We start from the raw sequence: 19030 nt of genomic DNA, 5'->3' as shown, positions 1-19030 counted from the left end.
TATCGCGTTTAAGTGTTGCCACTTTCTTGCTGTTCGGTTCGCCTGAACCAGACTCGATACCAGCCGCTTTCTTAAGTAGAACAGCTGCAGGCGGAGTTTTTGTGATGAATGTAAATGAACGGTCTTCAAATACCGTAATTTCAACAGGAATGATTAAGCCAGCTTGATCTGCTGTACGAGCATTGAATTCCTTACAGAATCCCATGATGTTAACACCTGCTTGACCTAATGCAGGACCAACCGGTGGAGCTGGATTAGCTTTCCCCGCAGGGATCTGCAATTTAACCATTTTGATAACTTTTTTAGCCACGAGACACACCTCCTTAAGTCCGTGATGTGGTTATTGGGCTTCTCACCCTCCCACTCAAATGTAAAAAATGTCTTTATCAACATAAAGAACGTTTATTAGTTTCAGTATCTCTTGTCGAGACGCACTGACTTATGAAATATTATCACTTTTTTTGAGTGATTTCAAGTTCTTTTCCATTATAATTTATCAATTTGAGAGAAATCGAGTTCTACCGGGGTATCTCTGCCGAACATATTGACATGAACTTTGACTTTTGATTTGGCGGAATCCATTTCTTCAATCGTGCCTGTGAAGTTAGCAAACGGACCTTCGTTCACCTTTACCGTCTCGCCCAATTCGAAATCTATTTCGACCTTCTTCTCAGTCATACCCATTTGTTTCAGTAAATACGTCGCTTCTTCAGGAAGCAGTGGTGTAGGCTTTGATCCCGAACCCGTCGAACCGACGAAGCCTGTCACACCTGGAGTATTACGAACAACATACCAGGAATCATCCGTCATGACGATTTCCACAATGACGTAACCAGGGAATACTTTTTTCTTCACAACTTTTTTCTTACCGTTCTTAAAATCTGTCTCTTCTTCTTCAGGTACGAGCACGCGGAATATTTTATCTTGCATCCCCATTGATTCAACACGTTTTTCAAGGTTGGCTTTAACCTTGTTCTCATAGCCTGAATAAGTATGGACTACATACCAATTCTTCTCCATTTGATAGGACTTAGCGTCCGTCCCTCCTCGCTATTTAAAGAATACTTATTGACTTTTTTCTCCAAATGAAAAAACCCGTAAAAGTGAACGGGCTTAAAGGTCATGTACTCTATTAATGTTCATTATACCATGCTTTGACATGTTATATACAACTAATTCTATCTTTCTCTTATTGACCGATAATTAAACGCATCAATTCGGAAATCCCTAAATCGACAACAGCAAAGAAAACAGCTACGAAAATGACTGTCGTGATAACAGTGATCGTGTAACGTGTTAATTCTTTACGTTTTGGCCAGCTGACCTTTCTCATCTCTGATGCAACATTGCGAAAGAAATTAACCATCCTTTTGTAACCTCCAACTTGTATCAATACGCAAGACTTCTCACTCAACTATTTTGTTTCTTTGTGTAGGGTGTGAGCATTGCATTTATTACAAAACTTCTTAATTTCCAGCCTTACCGATTGATTGCGGTTACTTGGGACACTGTAATTTCTTGAACCGCACACCGAACAGGCCAGTACTAGTTTATCAGCCATAATCATTCACCTTAAAATATACATAGTAAGTCCTATCAAAAATAACACGGGCACCAAATTGTGTCAATAACACAATTACATCGTGATTTCCCGTACCTCAAGGTACCTCTCGAGCTTACGCTTCACCCGTTGTAAAGCGTTATCAATTGATTTGACATGACGGTTTAATTCTTCTGAAATTTCCTGATAGGATTGTCCATCCAAATAAAGTGCCAGGACTTTCCTCTCAAGGTCGCTGAGCAGCTGGGCCATCTTATCTTCCATGTTATCGAATTCTTCACGATTGATAATGAGCTCTTCCGGGTCCATAACCTTTGTACCTGAAATAACATCCAGCAGCGTTCTGTCGGATTCATCATCATAAATGGGCTTGTCCAATGAAACATATGAATTGAGCGGTATATGTTTCTGTCTGGTGGCTGTCTTGATCGCAGTTATGATCTGCCTCGTAATGCAAAGCTCGGCAAATGCTTTAAATGAGGTAAGCTTGTCCTCTTTGTAGTCACGGATGGCTTTATAAAGGCCGATCATACCTTCCTGTACGATATCCTCTTTGTCTGCACCGATCAAAAAATACGAACGGGCTTTTGCCCTCACGAAATTGCGGTATTTCTTAATCAGAAAATCGAGCGCTTCACTGTTACCCTGATGAACAGCTTCTATTATCCCTTCATCATCCATACCTTCAAATTGACTGGTAAATGTATTCTTCATGATGTTATCGCTCACACACATCCCCCCGCGCAAAACAATAGATAGAAATATTATACATTACAGAAAATTCAATCGTCAACCGTTCATCGTTCTCCCCTGCGCCATTTTTCGAAAATTTCAGCAACTTCCTCGGAGAGATGAATCTTGGAAGGTGGCTTATTGTCAGTGGTTTTACGGACTTTTCTTTCAATCTTTTTTTCAATGACATTTATTTCTGTCATAAGCTCCCTCGCGGATTTACGGAGAGCACCTTGACCGAAGATCGCCCATTGTTCGGTGAAATCAGATGTTGCAACATGGATTTGGGTTTTAATATTACTGAGCTCGATAGCCAGCTTTTCAATCTGTTCATCCGCCGTTTCGTTTTCCCTTGTAAATAATACTTCGACTTTATAATTATTGTATTTTCGCGCAATTCCCTGGACGTAATATGCATCAAAGACTACGATGACCCGGTAACCTGTATACCCTTGATATTCAGCCATCTGCTCGACCAGCCGATCCCGGGCTGCGGCCAGATCCTTCTTTTTTAACTCATTCAGTTCCGGCCAGGCACCTATAATGTTGTAACCATCCACAAGGAGAATATCCATTTCTCACTAATCCCCTAATGGGTGGCGATTCCTATAGACCTCATACATTAAAATACTGGCTGCCACCGAGGCGTTCAGGGACGTAACATGGCCCGACATCGGGAGCTGGACCAGGAAATCACACTTTTCACGAAGAATCCGGCTCATCCCTTTTCCTTCACTCCCGATAATGAGCCCGATCGGTAGTGTTCCATCAAGCTGACGGTAATCCTGCTTGCCTTTTGCATCTGTTCCTGCGACCCACACACCGCGTTCCTTTAACTCGTCCACTGCTCTTGAGAGATTTGTGACGCGGGCAACAGGAATATGTTCGATTGCTCCCGTTGAAGCTTTGGCTACAGTTGACGTCAAGCCCACAGCTCTGCGTTTTGGAATGATGATCCCGTGAGCACCTGCCGCATCGGCCGTTCTCATGATTGAGCCAAGGTTATGGGGGTCCTCAAGCTCGTCCAGGATAAGAATGAACGGGTCCTCCCCTTTTTGTGCCGCTTTAGTAAAAATATCATCGATTTCCGCATAATTATACGCAGCCACCGAGGCAACAACGCCCTGATGATTTTCTGCTACCATCTGTTCGATCTTCTTCTTGGGAACATACTGCACCATCACCTTCGATTCTTTGGCAAGGCCGAGAATCTGCTGAATCGAACCCTTTTGGGAGCCTTCCGCTATCCAAATTTTATTTATTTCCCTCCCCGACTTGAGTGCTTCAATGACCGGGTTTCTTCCACCGATAAAATCCTTGCTCATGTCTTATTCCTCCTTTCCTTTCTTCTCAAAAATGATCTTGATCAATTCTTCCAGCCGTTCAGTCCGGTTAAGTAAAAATAAGTATCCGACCAGCGCTTCAAAAGCCGTGCTGTGATTATAGGTCTGCACATCTGTATTCTTAGGTACGCTTCCTGATTTAGCATTGCGCCCGCGTTTGACAATATTGATTTCTTCTTCGGTCAAACAGTCCTCTTCAAAAAGATTCTTTAAGATTGCAGCCTGCGCTTTCGCTGATACATAGTTGGTTGCCGCTCTGTGAAGCTGGTTCGGCTTGATCTTTCCCTTTGTCAACAGGAGCTGCCGTACATACGTTTCATAGACGGCATCCCCCATGTACGCAAGGGCAAGTGCATTTATTTGTTTGGCATCGATTTGTTCATTGGTTTCATATATCATCAGGAACCTCTTTTCCAGCGGGTACCCTGCGGTGTGTCTTCTAAAATGATCTTCATTTCTTTCAATGTGTCACGGATTTCATCCGCCAGTTGGAAGTTTCTGTCCTTTCTTGCCTGGATGCGTTTTTCGATCAACTCTTCCACTTCTTCGTCCAATAGCTCCGCTTCCGCTTGAAGGCTTAGCCCCAATACACCAAAGAAATCCTCAAATTGATGAAGGAAAGAATCAATGACCTCTACAGCCGTATTCTTCTCCATCAGATAATAGTTGGCTTGCTTGGAAAGCTCAAACAGGACTGAAATCCCGTTCGCTGTATTGAAGTCATCATCCATTTCAGTAATGAACTGTTCTTTTAACCCGGCTACCTTATCCAGCCAATCCTGGTTGTGCTCCGTAAGATCCGTACTCGATTCCTTGCGGTGTTTAAGATTTTCATAAGCTGTCTTGATGCGGTCAAGAGCCGTTTCGGCGTTTTGCAGGAGTTCGAGATTGTAGTTGATTGGATGTCGGTAGTGCACGGACAGCATGAAAAAACGAAGGACCTGTGGATCCTGTTCTTTAATGATGTCATGAACCAATACGAAATTACCAAGTGACTTAGACATCTTTTCATTATCGATATTGATATAGCCATTATGCATCCAGTACTTCGCGAACTGCTTGCCTGTCAAAGCTTCTGACTGTGCAATTTCATTTTCGTGGTGAGGGAAAGTGAGATCCTGTCCGCCTGCATGAATATCAATGCTGTCACCCAGATAACGCTTTGCCATCGCCGAGCACTCGATGTGCCACCCCGGACGGCCGCTCCCCCATGGGCTATCCCATGAAATTTCGCCTTCCTTGGCCGCTTTCCATAGAACAAAATCAAGGGCGTCCTCTTTTTTATTGCCTACATCGATACGCGCACCCGCCTTGAGCTCATCGATTGGTTGATGAGACAGCTTCCCATATCCTTCGAATTTCCTCGTACGGTAATACACATCACCCTGTGATTCATAAGCATAGCCTTTTTCAACAAGGGCGGAAATGAAATCGATAATCGTTTCGATATTATCCGTTACTGTAGGATGAATATCCGCTTTTTTGCATCCAAGCGCTCCGGTATCTTCGAAGTAAGCTTCGATAAAGCGTTTTGCAATGGCCGGAACTTCCTCGCCCAATTCATTCGCCGCTTTGATCAGTTTGTCGTCCACATCCGTGAAATTGGATACAAATTGGACATCATACCCCCTGTATTCCAAATATCGTCTGACTGTGTCGAATACAATGGCCGGCCGGGCATTACCGATATGGATGTAATTGTATACGGTCGGGCCGCACACATACATTTTCACTTTACCCTCTTCCAGCGGCTGAAATTCCTCTTTCTTTCTCGTCAACGTATTATATAATCGAATCGTCACATTGATCGACTCCTTCCCTCATATTCCTTCACTAATGTTTTAAGTTCATCAATTTCTTCCTGCATCTGTTTCATCCGATCGTATACAGGATCAGGCAGGTTGCTGTGATTCAGATCTTTCTGTACCTTGACCCCGTCCCTGATCACAATTCTGCCGGGGATGCCGACCACAGTGGAATCGGGAGGCACATCTTTCAGCACGACAGAACCGGCGCCCACTTTAGAATTTTCTCCAATTATAATCGAACCTAAAACTTTTGCTCCTGTTGCAATCAAGGCATTATCGTGAATCGTCGGATGGCGCTTTCCTTTTTCCTTGCCAGTCCCCCCGAGCGTCACCCCTTGGAAAATCGTCACGTTGTTCCCGATTTCACATGTTTCCCCAATCACCACACCCATGCCGTGGTCTATGAAGAATCTGCGGCCGATTTTGGCCCCGGGATGAATTTCAATTCCTGTAAAGAATCGGCTGATCTGTGAAATCACACGTGCCAGGAAAAAAAATTTCCGCTTGAAAAATGCATGAGCGATGCGATGAGACCAGATGGCGTGAAGACCCGAATACGTCAGAACCACTTCAATATAGCTTCTGGCAGCCGGATCCTGGTCAAACACCACATCTATATCTTCTTTAAATGTCTTAAACAATGATTCCCCTCCTCCCTAACAAATAAGAAAAGCGTAAGCGCCTTGGTCAGCCCCGACAAGCGTTGGAGGGTCGACCGGTGAAGTTGCTCTTTGACTTCAGTGGTCGAACCGAAACGTCTGTAGGGGTTGGGCGCAGAGGTTAAATTTACACTTTTTTATCAAATAAAAAACGCCCCTGTCATCATCATGACAGAGACGCATAGGCAGCGCGGTTCCACTCTGATTGAGAAGAGTCACTCTTCTCCACCTCGTCCTGTTAACGGCAGGGAAACCGCCATTACCTACTTATTTCAGTAACGGGCTCTGAGGTGCATTTCAGAAAAAGAGAGGCTTAAACCACTTTCAGCCGGTGATGGTTCTCTCTAAAAAGCTTCTTTTTCCTACTTCTCCTCATCAACGCGATAAGAATATTTTAAATAGTACTCTTACTATATTACATTTATTCGAAAATGTTAACCTAAAAGACTTTGAAGACGATGCTTTACTTTATCTTTCCCTAACAGCTCAATTGCATTCGGCAATTCAGGACCATGTGTCTGACCGGTTACGGCAACACGAATCGGCATGAACAGCTTTTTCCCTTTATGGCCAGTGGACTTTTGAACAGCTTTAATTGATTTTTTGATTTCAGCCGCTTCGTAGTTTTCAAGCGCATCGATTTCTTCCAAGAAAGCCTGCAGCACTTCAGGAACTTGTTCTTCATCCAGAACGGCTTTGGCATCCGTATCATAATCCAGATCTGTCTTAAAGAACATTTCAGACAGTTCTACGATTTCTGCACCAAAACTCATTTGCTCCTGATAAAGGGAAATGACGCCTTTTGCCCAATCACGTTTCTCATCTGTCATTGGTTCGTCAAGCTTGCCTGCCTTGATCAAGTGCGGGAGTGAAAGCTCAACTACTTGATCGAGCTCAAGGTTCTTCAGGTATTGATTGTTCATCCATGTCAGCTTCTGGTTATCGAAAAGGGCAGAAGAAGTGGATAGACGTTCCGGATCAAAGATTTCGATGAACTGGTCCCTGGAGAACAATTCTTCTTCTCCTTTTGGAGACCATCCCAATAACGCAATGAAGTTGAAAAGTGCTTCCGGAAGGTAACCAAGAGCTTCGTATTGCTCGATGAATTGAATGATGCTTTCATCTCGCTTACTCAGTTTTTTACGGCTTTCATTCACGATCAGAGTCATATGTCCGAAAACAGGCGCTTCCCACCCAAATGCTTCAAAAATCATTAGCTGTTTAGGCGTATTGGAGATATGGTCTTCCCCGCGTAGCACATGAGAGATCTTCATTAAGTAATCATCTACTGCTACTGCAAAGTTATACGTAGGGGTTCCATCTTTCTTCGCAATAACAAAGTCACCGATTCCATCCGATTCGAAGGATACTTCTTTTTTGACGATGTCGTTGAAAGAATACACTTTGCCTGCAGGCACTTTGAAACGAATGCTTGGCTGGCGGCCTTCTTCTGCGAGGCGCTCCTGATCTTCTTTCGTTAAGTTGCGGCATTTTCCTGAATAACGGGGCATCTGACCTGCAGCTGTTTGAGCTTCACGTTCAGCTTCCAACTCTTCCTCTGTACAATAGCATTTATATGCCTGTCCGCTTTCTAAAAGCTCGTTCAGGTACTGTTCATAGATGTGATTGCGTTCAGATTGACGGTACGGACCGTATTCACCTGGCTTATCTACACTTTCATCCCAATCGATGCCAAGCCATTGAAGGTATTTCAGCTGACTTTCTTCTCCTCCTTCAATGTTTCTCTTCTTATCTGTATCTTCAATACGGATAAGAAATTTGCCGTTCATACTACGGGCAAATAGATAGTTGAATAGTGCTGTTCTTGCGTTACCGATATGTAAATGTCCCGTTGGACTTGGGGCATAACGTACACGAACTTCATTTGTCATGAGTGGTTCCTCCTTTATGGTTACGTGCTATCAATCCTCTGACCTATTTTAACACCGTTGTGACAGGGAATAAAGCGAATTTGTATGGTTATTTCTTTTTGATCAACACCGTAGTCTGAGCTGCTATTCCTTCTCCCCGTCCTGTAAAACCGAGCTTTTCTGAAGTAGTTGCTTTTACGTTGACTTGGGTGATATCAGCTTCTAATAGTTCGGCAATTCTTGCTCTCATTTCATCGATGTATGGGGCCATTTTTGGCTTCTGGGCAATGATAGTACAGTCGATATTCCCAAGTTCGTAACCTTGATCGTTTACAAGCGTCCATACTTGTTGAAGGAGCTTTGCCGAATCTGCGTCTTTGAATTCCGGGTCGGTGTCAGGGAAGTGCTTCCCGATATCACCCGCGGCAATCGCCCCCAGGCAGCCATCCGCTACCGCGTGAAGCAATACGTCTGCATCAGAGTGACCTAATAATCCTTTTTCATAAGGGATGGTAATACCACCCATGATAAGGGGTCTGCCTTCTGTTAATTGATGCACATCAAAACCTTGTCCGATTCTAAACATGTTATTTCCCTCCACTCATTTCCTCTAGCTTCTTTACAATTGCTTCTGCAAAATATAAATCTTCTGGTGTCGTCAGTTTAATATTATCGTAATCACTCTCAACGACCGATACGCCGATGTTCAGCCTCTCTACGAGCGAAGCGTCATCAGTACCCAGAAATCCACCTTCAACCGCTTCCGAATGCGCCCGCTTCAATAACGAAACACGAAAAGCTTGTGGAGTCTGGATCATCCACAAGCTTGATCGTTCGATCGTTTCTTCGACCGCCCCATCGATTACTTTCTTGATCGTATCCTTCACCGGGACAGCAGCAATCGCAGCTCCTGTGGATTTCGCCTCTTCTACGAGATGATGGATCGTCGTTGATTTAATGAATGGTCTTGCTCCGTCATGAACAAGAACGATGTCGTGGGATACCTCAAGCAATGCATTATATACTGAATGCTGTCTTTCATCTCCGCCCTCGACCAATTTGATGACTTTGTTAATATTGAAGCGCGTGATCAGACTCAGCAGCGTTTCCCGGTCGCCGGGATGGATGGCTAAATAGATACCTTTGCAGTTTGGGTCATGATCAAACACCCGAAGCGTATGAATAATCACGGGACAGCTATTCAACTCAAGCAGCAATTTATTTTTACCCGCTTTCATCCTCTTTCCTTGTCCGGCAGCAGGAATGACAACTTGATACTCCATACCTTAACTCCTTTAACTCTTCGTTTATCAATTCTTATTATAGCTTACAGTATCGGTGGAGTCAGGGCAAAATTGTTTGGTGTGTACAAGTGTTTTTTTTCAAAAAGTTCTTTTCCAGGAGTGTAATACAAAGATACCCCTTAAATCACCGCTTTTGATTTCCGTGCAAGACTTCGCTTTCCGCGGGTGACCCGTGAGCCTCCTCGTCGCTGCGCCCTGCGGGGTCTCACATTAGTCACTTCTCCCGCAGGAGTCTTCGTCTTCCACTCCAATCAACCGCTGGATATGCCTATTACAAAGACAAGATTCTTTTTCAAAATCTACCTTAGATTCAATTGTTCCAAAACTAATATAGTCATAAAACAAGCCAGTCTAAAAGATTGAAGACCTTTCAGACTGACTTAGTTATAGCTGTTTATAGTGCTTTTTCTAGTTGTTTGGGTTTTGCGAAGATCATGCGGCCTGCGGATGTTTGGAGGACGCTTGTGACGAGAACATCGATGTATTTGCCGATGTAGTTGCGGCCTTCTTCGACGACAATCATTGTTCCGTCGTCTAAGTACGCAATGCCTTGGTTATGTTCTTTACCGTCTTTGATCACTTGAACCTTCAATTCTTCTCCAGGAAGGACCACCGGCTTGACTGCGTTTGCCAGGTCGTTGATATTTAATACTTGTACACTTTGAAGGTCGCATACTTTATTCAAGTTGAAATCGTTCGTAACCACGATTCCATTCGTCAGCTTTGCCAGTTTCACAAGCTTAGAATCCACTTCCTGAATTTCTTCAAAATCGCCTTCATAAATCTGTACCTCTACAGGCAGCTCTTTTTGAATTCGATTTAAAATATCAAGACCTCTCCGGCCGCGATTACGTTTCAATACATCTGACGAATCAGCAATATGCTGCAGTTCCTCCAGGACGAATTGCGGTATGACCACAATCCCTTCAAGAAATCCAGTCTGACAAATGTCAGCGATACGGCCGTCAATGATCACACTCGTGTCCAGGATCTTTAGTGTTTTCACCCCGTTATCTTCCGGTTCATCATCAGCACCCTTCTTCTTTCCTTTTCCTGCACTCGGAAAGAAGTTCATCAATTCATCTCTCTTCTTAAAGCCAACCTGAAATCCTAAATATCCAAGCAGCAAAGTCAGAAGAATGGGCACAACCGTGTTAACGATCGGAATTTCCATCTGATTAAAAGGAATACCAAACAAATATGCTACAAAAAGACCAATAATCAAACCTAAACTGCCGAATAATAAATCAGTGACAGGTGCCTTCACAAGACTATCCTCAAACCACTTAACGAAATTGACAACGTACTCGACTGCCCAAAACGTAAGAATATAAAAGATAATGGCACCAAATATGGCAGTCATATAAGGGTTATTAATTAAGAGAATGTCAGATAAATTTATAACCGTTAATAATTCGGGAAGCAGAAAGATTCCAAGTGTACCGCCTACGATAAGGAAGCACGCTTTCACTATATTCTTTAACATTCCCTCACCTCCTCCTTCTCATTATAATCAATTTACTATTTTTAAAACGTCTGAAATGGGAAAACTTCATGAATTTAACTCTTACGAAATATTTTTGATATAAAAAGCCCAATTCTACAAATGGCCTTTTAAAAAGGCTAACACGTCCATTTGAAACTGTCAATTTTTTGAAAAAGATTCCATTGTATCATAATAGGGGCTTTTTGACTAGTCTTTATAATTGCCGGTCTGCAAATGTTTGTTCTTTAATCAGCTTCAGGCCTTCTTTTATTTTTCTCGCTCTCACTTCACCGATTCCTTCAACTTCATCCAATTCATTGACAGACGCACTGCAAACCTTCGGCAGCGTTTCAAACTCAGTGACCAAGTTTTCAATGATGACGACCGGCAGACGCGGGATCTTATTTAACACACGGTATCCACGCGGGAAAATGGCATCATCAGGATGCACATAACCGTGGTACCCGAGCATCTTTAACAGAACGTGATCATCAAGCACTTCGGAATGGACAAGCTCCTGGAACTTAAATAATACTTCGAACGGCTTAATGTCCCGCTCGCTGGCATAATCACGGATGATCAGCATCGCTTCCTCTTCAATATCAGCCAGCAATTCATTCATCTGGAGGCGGATGAGCCTTCCTTCCGTCCCTAACTCACTCAGGTACGTCAACAGCTCATTCTTAATACGGAGGACCATTTCAAAGCGGTGCAGAACCTGAAGGAGGTCGCTGTTCGTAACAAGCTCCTCGAATTCAAGGACCGACAGATTGGAGATGCTCTGGTCGAGCACGACCTTATATTTTTCCAATGTCTGAATGGCTTGATTCGCCTTTGTTAAGATAACTGAAATATCTTTAAGCGCATAGCGGAATTTTCCCTGATAAAGGGTGATGACATTTCGCCTTTGTGAAATCGCAATGACCAGGGCATTCGTCTGCCTTGCCACCCTTTCCGCAGTACGGTGCCTCATCCCGGTCTCTGTAGAAGGAACGTAAACATCCGGTGCCAACTGCGCATTTGCATAAAGTATTTTCGTCCCGGATTCATTCAAAATGATGGCTCCATCCATCTTAGCCAGCTCATAGAGGTAACTGGGTGAGAACGAGCAATTGATATGAAATCCGCCATCTACTAAAGATCTCACTTTCTCGTTGAAGCCAACAACGATCAGTCCGCCCGTTTTCGCCCTCAATACATTATCGATACCTTCCCTGATCGGTGCACCCGGAGCAACAAATTGTAAAATATCCGATATCGATTTGTCAGTTTTTCTTTCTTCCATATCTTATCCTCCTAAAATAAGAGCAAGCGCTTCGTTTATTGTTGACACTCCTACTACATTTATATCAGAAGGCGGATGCCATCCGCTTAAGTTGTTTTGAGGGACGATTACGCGTTTGAAGCCTAATTTTGCAGCTTCCTGCACCCGTTGTTCGATTCTCGAAACTCTTCTGATTTCACCTGTCAGCCCCACTTCACCGATTATACAGTCATGAGGATTAGAAGCTTTATCGCGGAAACTGGAAGCAATGCTCGTTGCAACCGCCAAATCAATCGCTGGTTCATCAAGCTTTACTCCCCCTGCCACTTTCAAGTAGGCATCCTGCTGCTGCAAAAGCATGCCAACACGCTTCTCCAACACAGCCATAATCAACGAAACCCGGCTATGATCAATGCCGGTTGCCATACGGCGCGGATTATTGAAACTTGTCGGTGTGACTAAAGCCTGTATCTCTACAAGTACCGGGCGTGTTCCTTCCATCGAGGCTACAACAGTGGATCCCGTTGCTCCTTCAGAACGCTCCTCGAGAAAAATTTCTGACGGATTGGCTACCTCTTCCAACCCAAGCTCTTTCATTTCAAAGATCCCCATCTCATTCGTGGATCCAAACCGGTTCTTCACTGCCCGCAATATACGATATGAATGATGACGTTCACCCTCAAAATATAAAACGGTATCCACCATATGCTCGAGCAGTCTCGGCCCTGCTATCGAACCTTCCTTCGTAACATGCCCTACGATAAAGATGGCAATGCCTTTCGTCTTTCCTATTCTCATTAACTCTGCCGTACACTCCCGTACCTGGGAAACACTTCCCGGAGCAGATGTGACTTCAGGATGGTAAATGGTCTGAATAGAATCTATGATCACAAAATCTGGAGACAAATGCTCAATCGTTTGATGAATGGACTCCAGATTGGTTTCGGCATAGATATATAAGTCGTCGCCTTTAATATTTAAACGATCTGCTCGTAATTTTGTCTGCTTTATCGATTCTTCCCCTGAAATATATAAGACCTTCTGGCTTTGCTGGGCAAGCTGAGATGAAACCTGCAGCAGTAAAGTAGATTTCCCTATACCCGGATCTCCACCGATTAAAACCAGTGAGCCGGGTACCACCCCGCCGCCAAGGACCCGGTTCAACTCCCTGGACTCGGTCAAAACCCGCGGTTCCTGCCTCGTTTCAATGGATGAGAGTTTTTCCGCCTTCGATGGACCGGTCTTTTCACTATGCATAAACGCAGCACGGGGTTGTTTACCAGTCATCGCGATCTCTTCCACCATTGTATTCCATTCACCGCATCCCGGACATTTCCCCATCCATTTAGCTGACTCGTATCCACACGAGGAACATACAAATTTCGTCTTTTTCTTTGCCAAATCAGTTCTTCTCCTCTTCTAATCTATTTTCTCTAAAATTGAATCATGCACATCCTTATTGGAATGATTGTAACGATTTTGTGTAATGCTTTCAATAAAAAGCCCTTCGTGTCTATGTATTAAAATTTCCCATCAATATAGTAAAAAAGGGGTACACGCCATGCTTATACGTGTACCCCTTTTCATTAGATGATTTTAGGTAGTAGAATTAGCTTCTTCTTTTACCTTCACCAAAAACTCATTATCCTCGACATCAATCATAATGTTCTGACCAGTTAAGACTTTTCCTCTCAACAGTTCTTCTGACAGCTTATCTTCAACATGCTTCTGAATCGCACGGCGCAGCGGGCGGGCCCCGTATTCAGGATCGAACCCTTCATCCGCAATTTTCTCTTTCGCTGCAGGAGAAAGCTCAATATGGATATCCTGCTCCTTCAGACGTTTCGTCAGCTGATCAGACATTAGGGTGACAATCTCTTTCAAGTGTTCTTTCTCCAATGAGTGGAAGACAATGATCTCATCGATCCGGTTTAGGAATTCAGGACGGAAGGCTCTCTTAAGCTCTTCCATTACCTTTCCTTTCATGTCCTTGTAATCCTGCTTGCCATCCTGGATGTTGAAACCGACGTATTTATTGCTCTTAAGGGATTGTGCACCGACATTCGATGTCATAATGAGCACAGTATTTCTAAAGTCTACCGTTCTCCCTTTCGAATCCGTCAATCGTCCATCTTCCAACACTTGAAGCAGGATGTTGAATACGTCAGGGTGAGCCTTTTCGATCTCATCAAGCAGGATGACAGAGTACGGCTTGCGTCGAACTTTCTCTGTCAGCTGTCCGCCTTCATCATAGCCTACATACCCTGGAGGTGATCCCACAAGCCGTGAAGTGGAATGCTTCTCCATATATTCAGACATATCGATTCGGATCATCGATTCCTCATCACCAAACATTGATTCAGCCAATGCACGGGCAAGCTCCGTCTTACCTACCCCAGTCGGCCCAAGGAAAATGAAGGAACCAATCGGTCGTTTTGGATCTTTCAGTCCTGCACGGGCACGTCGTACCGCCTTGGAAACAGCCACTACCGCTTCAGATTGACCAATCACACGTGAATGAAGAATCTCTTCCAGCTTCAACAGACGGTCTGTTTCTGTTTGGGCTAGTTTCGAGACAGGCACTCCCGTCCAGCTGGAAACGACCGTCGCAATGTCTTCCACTGTCACTTCAGTATTTTCCTGTCCCTGCTTTTCTTTCCATGTATTCTTCGTTTCTTCCAACTCTTCGCGCAGCTTCTGTTCTGTATCACGCAATGAAGCGGCTTTCTCAAATTCCTGACTCTGAACGGCTGCATCTTTCTCTTTGCGGATCTCCTCAAGCTTCAATTCGAGCTCCTTCAAATTCGGAGGAGTCGTATAGGAACGCAGACGGACCTTGGAACCTGCCTCATCAATTAAGTCAATTGCTTTATCCGGCAGGAATCGGTCCGATATATAACGGTCGGATAACTTAACCGCTGCATCGATCGCTTCATCCGTGATCGACACACGGTGATGCGCTTCATATCGATCACGAAGCCCTTTTAAAATTTGGACGGACTCGTCAGCAGTCGGCTCGTTCACCTGAATAGGCTGGAAACGACGTTCGAGTGCCGCATCTTTTTCGATATATTTACGGTATTCATCCAGTGTAGTGGCACCGATACATTGCAACTCTCCACGCGCAAGTGACGGTTTCAGGATGTTGGATGCATCGATTGCCCCTTCTGCACCACCTGCGCCGATCAAGGTATGAAGCTCATCGATGAACAGGATGATATTCCCTGCCTGACGGATTTCATCCATCACTTTCTTCAGGCGGTCCTCGAACTCACCGCGGTATTTCGTTCCGGCAACGACAGTACCCATGTCAAGCGTCATAACTCGCTTATCACGCAGGATTTCAGGTACCTCATTGGCAATGATCTGCTGAGCAAGACCTTCTGCAATGGCTGTTTTACCAACGCCAGGCTCTCCAATCAAGACTGGGTTATTCTTAGTTCGACGGCTTAATACTTCGATCACGCGCTGGATTTCTTTGCTTCTTCCGATTACAGGATCCAGGCTTCCTTCCCGTGCGATCGCAGTCAAGTCACGTGCGAGACTGTCAAGGGTAGGGGTATTCGCATTTGCATTCCCTCCGCCTTGATGATTATTGGAATCGTTGCTTCCAAGCAGCTGCAGAACCTGCTGTCTCGCTTTATTAAGGCTGACGCCAAGATTCCCAAGTACTCTTGCAGCTACTCCTTCACCTTCACGGATCAAACCGAGTAAAATATGTTCAGTGCCTACATATGAGTGGCCAAGCTTACGTGCTTCATCCATCGAAAGCTCGATAACCTTCTTCGCCCTGGGTGTATAATGAATGGTTTGTGATTTCTCCGTACCTTTGCCGATCAGCCCTTCCACTTCTTTCTGGATCTTTTCCGGGCTTAATCCCAGCGCAGTCAAGGCCTTTGCCGCAATACCCTCACCTTCACGGACAAGTCCCAATAAAATATGTTCAGTGCCAATATTACTGTGCGCCAAGCGGATTGCTTCTTCCTGCGCCAATGCCAATACCTTTTGTGCTCTTTCTGTAAATCGACCAAACATCATATTATTCTTCCTCCTCACATGCATCTTTATCTAACTTAATTCGCTCTCGTATTAAAGAAGACCTTCTTATATCTCTTTCATTCGGTTTTAGAGGTCCACCTGAATATTGCTGGAGGAACCCCGGCTGAGTCAAAATCATTAGTTCATTCAATATATTCTTGGATACGTTTTTGATGTATCCCAAATCGATTCCAAGCCTGACATCAGATAAACATTTCGCTGCTTCCTTGGATTCGATGATCCGGCTGTGTTCAAGTACTCCGAGCGATCGGAACACCCTGTCTTCTAATTGTATGTTGGATGTTTTGACTAATGCTTCTCTGGCAGACTCTTCTTTCTCGATGATTTGCTTCACCACGCTTAGCAGATCTTCCACGATATCCTCTTCGGATTTGCCTAAAGTGATCTGATTGGATATTTGAAAAATATTACCGAGTGCTTCACTGCCTTCTCCGTATATCCCCCTTACCACCAGACCCAGCTGATTGATGGCGGGAATGATCCTGTTCAACTGCTGTGTAAGTACCAATCCCGGGAGGTGCATCATGACAGAAGCTCTCAGCCCTGTCCCCACATTCGTCGGGCATGTCGTTAAGTATCCGCGTTTCTCATCAAACGCATAATTAAATTCACTTTCAAACCAATCATCGATCCCATTGGCGCGATCTAAAGCCTCATTCAGCTGCAGACCCGGATATAAGCACTGGATTCTAATATGATCTTCTTCGTTTATCATAATGCTGACATCTTCTTCATTTGACAGAAGCACTGCACCTTCATTCTTATTCTCAGCCAAATTAGGACTGATCAGGTGTTTCTCCATTAATACCCTCTTTTGAAGCGGTTGAATCTCATTCGTCGCCAAAAATTCCAATTCACCTAAATCTTTTGGATATAGAGGAACCTTGTCTCTGATCCTGTTCACAATTTCCTTCGCTTCTTCTGCCGAATAAAGAGTGGAGTAGCGGAAATCGGTGAAATTCCGAGCCAGCCGCACACGTGAACTCAGCACAATATCCGAATTCGGCCCTTCCTCATTCATCCAGGAGCTGACCGCGTTACTCAAAAATTTCTCAAGACTCATTCAGCATCTCCTCCCTCGTTCTTAACCTCTTTCTCCAGGGAGCGGATTTCGTCTCTTATCTCTGCTGCTTGCTCAAATTCTTCATTCTCGACCGATGCCTGCAAATCCGTCCTCAATTGGAGGATTTTTTTCTTCAGATGAATGGCTCCGCCCATACGTTCCGGAACCTTGCCGTGATGCTCGACATTACCGCTGTGAACTCGTTTTAAAATGGGGTCCAGTTGTGATTGAAAGGTCTCATAACAATGAGAACAGCCAAACCGTCCCACATTGATGAACTGCTGAAATGTCATTTTGCATTTTTCACATCGTAAAATCTCTTGCTGTGGAGCTTCTGAAGTTTTCGCCTGCTTCAATGCAGGAGATATATTTAGCAGCCCTGCCAATAGATTATTCACAGAAAAACCAGGCGAAGAATCAAACATGAAATCTCCCTTATCCTGGGCGCATTGCTCACACAGATGCACTTCCGTCTTCTCCCCATTTACTACCTTTGTGAAATGAAGAGTAGCAGGCCTCTCATTACACTCTTGACAGATCATCCAACTCACTCCTCTAACCTTTATTCATACTTCAAGCTATCCAGCATGGCCTTTAACATTCTTCCCCTGAGGATATCCCGTTCGGGCAGTTCCACCATGATCACCGAACGATCCATCACGCTCAGCATGATCTTGGCTTCCCGTTCCGATATAATAGCTTCTTCCACCAACCTGAAAATGATATCTGCAGCCGTACTTTGACTGATGGCATTCCTCACCAGCGATACGAGCTGATCTATAAGATGGACCTGGTCATGGGCTTTCACCTTCATAATTCGGATATAGCCCCCGCCGCCACGCTTACTTTCAACAACATACCCTCTTTCAATCGTAAAACGGGTGTTGATCACATAATTGATTTGAGAAGGAACACATTGAAACTTATCGGCAATCTCACTTCTCTTTATCTCGACTATTTCACTCTCACTAAGCTCCAAAACATTCTTCAAATAACTTTCGATGATGTCGGAAATGTTCCTCATCAAACCTCCTCCTAATTTTGACTTTGACTATATTTGACTATAATTATACAATCGTGCCTTGCACTTTGCAATTATGAACTTACCCTTAGAAGTTTTCCTGTTTTAGAAAATTTTTAAACGTATAAAAGAGTTAATTCCGATTGTTTCTTTTTTGGAAAGTTCAGCACTAGGGTATTGTATGTTAGGCGGGCTGGGTAGGTTAATGACTTGTTGATGCCGTGTTGAGAGACAGGCTGGGTGGCGGGGTTGGTGGGATGAGGGGAGGTTTGGTTTGGTTTGTGTTTGTGAGAAGGTGTGGTGTTGGAGTGAATGAGGTATAGGTACTATTGTTTTTGAAAATAAAACTTTAGGTTTGATCATAAGGCATTGATTTCGATTATACTCTGACTGTTTTGATAATAGCATTTCAATTTTCGATAATAAAACGTTGAATGTTGATAATAAAATCGTCGTTTTCAATAATAACGGGAAACTTGTCGCAGTCGAGTTATGAATGATTTTGGGTTTTGGACTGAATGGAGGTATTTTAAGAGGATGATGTCTTGTTATGCTAGACTTTTTAAAGTCCTTTAATGAAAAATGACCAATTATCGGACTTAAGTTGAGAAATAAAAGAATTTTTTTATAGAAACGTGTGAATTCAAAAGATAGGTAAACAGCCTACAATCAAACTCGGCCTTCAACCTTAATTCCACTACAAAAAAAAGAGTAACTCCCAAGAGCTACTCTTTCCTATTTGCCTGGCGACGTCCTACTCTCACAGGGGGAGAGCCCCCAACTACCATCGGCGCTGAAGAGCTTAACTTCCGTGTTCGGCATGGGAACGGGTGTGACCTCTTCGCCATAGTCACCAGAC

At 44.0% G+C, this 19030-nt stretch carries 20 protein-coding genes, 1 rRNA gene and 1 other annotated feature; all 21 genes read right to left on the bottom strand.

Translation table 11 applies throughout. The features are described 5' to 3' along the window. On the bottom strand, nucleotides 1-310 hold a 310-nt coding region (rplK, locus tag HP456_RS08045), incomplete at its 3' end, for a 50S ribosomal protein L11 (RefSeq protein WP_172249811.1). A gap of 176 nt (nucleotides 311-486) precedes the next feature. Then, nucleotides 487-1020 (bottom strand): transcription termination/antitermination protein NusG, encoded by a 534-nt coding sequence (gene nusG, locus HP456_RS08040; protein WP_172249809.1) that lies wholly within the window; start codon nucleotides 1018-1020, stop codon nucleotides 487-489. A gap of 169 nt (nucleotides 1021-1189) precedes the next feature. Continuing rightward, a complete protein-coding gene (gene secE / locus HP456_RS08035) occupies nucleotides 1190-1366 on the bottom strand; it encodes a preprotein translocase subunit SecE (RefSeq protein ID WP_172249807.1) in 177 nt (58 codons plus the stop codon). Nucleotides 1367-1414: 48 nt separating this feature from the next. After that, entirely contained in the window at nucleotides 1415-1561 is a 147-nt protein-coding gene (gene rpmG, locus HP456_RS08030) for a 50S ribosomal protein L33 (protein WP_172249805.1), read from the bottom strand. Nucleotides 1562-1636: 75 nt separating this feature from the next. Beyond that, nucleotides 1637-2275 (bottom strand): RNA polymerase sporulation sigma factor SigH, encoded by a 639-nt coding sequence (gene sigH / locus HP456_RS08025; RefSeq protein WP_172249813.1) that lies wholly within the window; start codon nucleotides 2273-2275, stop codon nucleotides 1637-1639. An 83-nt stretch (nucleotides 2276-2358) separates the two neighbouring features. Then, nucleotides 2359-2868 (bottom strand): NYN domain-containing protein, encoded by a 510-nt coding sequence (locus tag HP456_RS08020; RefSeq protein WP_172249803.1) that lies wholly within the window; start codon nucleotides 2866-2868, stop codon nucleotides 2359-2361. A 6-nt stretch (nucleotides 2869-2874) separates the two neighbouring features. Further along, entirely contained in the window at nucleotides 2875-3618 is a 744-nt protein-coding gene (rlmB, locus tag HP456_RS08015; protein WP_172249801.1) for a 23S rRNA (guanosine(2251)-2'-O)-methyltransferase RlmB, read from the bottom strand. A gap of 3 nt (nucleotides 3619-3621) precedes the next feature. Next, nucleotides 3622-4035 (bottom strand): Mini-ribonuclease 3, encoded by a 414-nt coding sequence (locus HP456_RS08010; protein ID WP_172249799.1) that lies wholly within the window; start codon nucleotides 4033-4035, stop codon nucleotides 3622-3624. Then, nucleotides 4035-5438, bottom strand: coding sequence for a cysteine--tRNA ligase (gene cysS / locus HP456_RS08005; protein ID WP_172249797.1), 1404 nt, complete (start codon nucleotides 5436-5438; stop codon nucleotides 4035-4037). Before cysS ends, HP456_RS08010 begins: the two co-directional genes overlap by 1 nt. After that, the gene (gene cysE, locus HP456_RS08000; protein WP_172249795.1) at nucleotides 5435-6085 is read right to left on the bottom strand and encodes a serine O-acetyltransferase; all 651 of its coding nucleotides are present in this window, start codon (nucleotides 6083-6085) and stop codon (nucleotides 5435-5437) included. Before cysE ends, cysS begins: the two co-directional genes overlap by 4 nt. A gap of 188 nt (nucleotides 6086-6273) precedes the next feature. Further along, nucleotides 6274-6491: a binding site (T-box leader), on the bottom strand. Nucleotides 6492-6537: 46 nt separating this feature from the next. Continuing rightward, nucleotides 6538-7995, bottom strand: a complete 1458-nt coding sequence (gene gltX / locus HP456_RS07995; RefSeq protein ID WP_172249793.1) for a glutamate--tRNA ligase — start codon at nucleotides 7993-7995, stop codon at nucleotides 6538-6540. 88 nt (nucleotides 7996-8083) lie between these two features. Next, on the bottom strand, nucleotides 8084-8560 hold the full coding sequence (gene ispF, locus HP456_RS07990; RefSeq protein WP_172249791.1) for a 2-C-methyl-D-erythritol 2,4-cyclodiphosphate synthase: 477 nt from the start codon (nucleotides 8558-8560) through the stop codon (nucleotides 8084-8086). Between the two features lies 1 nt (nucleotide 8561). Continuing rightward, nucleotides 8562-9257, bottom strand: coding sequence for a 2-C-methyl-D-erythritol 4-phosphate cytidylyltransferase (gene ispD, locus HP456_RS07985; protein ID WP_172249789.1), 696 nt, complete (start codon nucleotides 9255-9257; stop codon nucleotides 8562-8564). Nucleotides 9258-9672: 415 nt separating this feature from the next. Continuing rightward, entirely contained in the window at nucleotides 9673-10764 is a 1092-nt protein-coding gene (locus tag HP456_RS07980; RefSeq protein ID WP_172249787.1) for a PIN/TRAM domain-containing protein, read from the bottom strand. A gap of 214 nt (nucleotides 10765-10978) precedes the next feature. Next, complete coding sequence (disA, locus tag HP456_RS07975) at nucleotides 10979-12049, bottom strand: DNA integrity scanning diadenylate cyclase DisA (protein ID WP_172249785.1); 1071 nt, start codon at nucleotides 12047-12049, stop codon at nucleotides 10979-10981. 3 nt (nucleotides 12050-12052) lie between these two features. Beyond that, nucleotides 12053-13429, bottom strand: coding sequence for a DNA repair protein RadA (radA, locus tag HP456_RS07970; protein WP_172249783.1), 1377 nt, complete (start codon nucleotides 13427-13429; stop codon nucleotides 12053-12055). Nucleotides 13430-13624: 195 nt separating this feature from the next. Further along, complete coding sequence (clpC, locus tag HP456_RS07965) at nucleotides 13625-16066, bottom strand: ATP-dependent protease ATP-binding subunit ClpC (RefSeq protein ID WP_172249781.1); 2442 nt, start codon at nucleotides 16064-16066, stop codon at nucleotides 13625-13627. Nucleotide 16067: 1 nt separating this feature from the next. After that, nucleotides 16068-17150 (bottom strand): protein-arginine kinase McsB, encoded by a 1083-nt coding sequence (gene mcsB / locus HP456_RS07960; RefSeq protein WP_172249779.1) that lies wholly within the window; start codon nucleotides 17148-17150, stop codon nucleotides 16068-16070. Then, a complete protein-coding gene (mcsA, locus tag HP456_RS07955) occupies nucleotides 17147-17692 on the bottom strand; it encodes a protein-arginine kinase activator protein McsA (RefSeq protein WP_172249777.1) in 546 nt (181 codons plus the stop codon). Before mcsA ends, mcsB begins: the two co-directional genes overlap by 4 nt. A gap of 20 nt (nucleotides 17693-17712) precedes the next feature. Continuing rightward, on the bottom strand, nucleotides 17713-18177 hold the full coding sequence (locus tag HP456_RS07950) for a CtsR family transcriptional regulator (RefSeq protein WP_376766199.1): 465 nt from the start codon (nucleotides 18175-18177) through the stop codon (nucleotides 17713-17715). Nucleotides 18178-18912: 735 nt separating this feature from the next. Beyond that, nucleotides 18913-19029, bottom strand: a 5S ribosomal RNA gene (gene rrf / locus HP456_RS07945). Nucleotide 19030: the final 1 nt, after the last annotated feature.

Origin of the sequence: Bacillus haikouensis (assembly GCF_013179555.1) — a bacterium.
GTDB lineage: Bacteria > Bacillota > Bacilli > Bacillales > Bacillaceae_B > Rossellomorea > Rossellomorea haikouensis_A.
The sequence above is the reverse complement of the archived record's forward strand: the minus strand, read 5'-3'. Positions and strand labels throughout refer to the sequence as shown.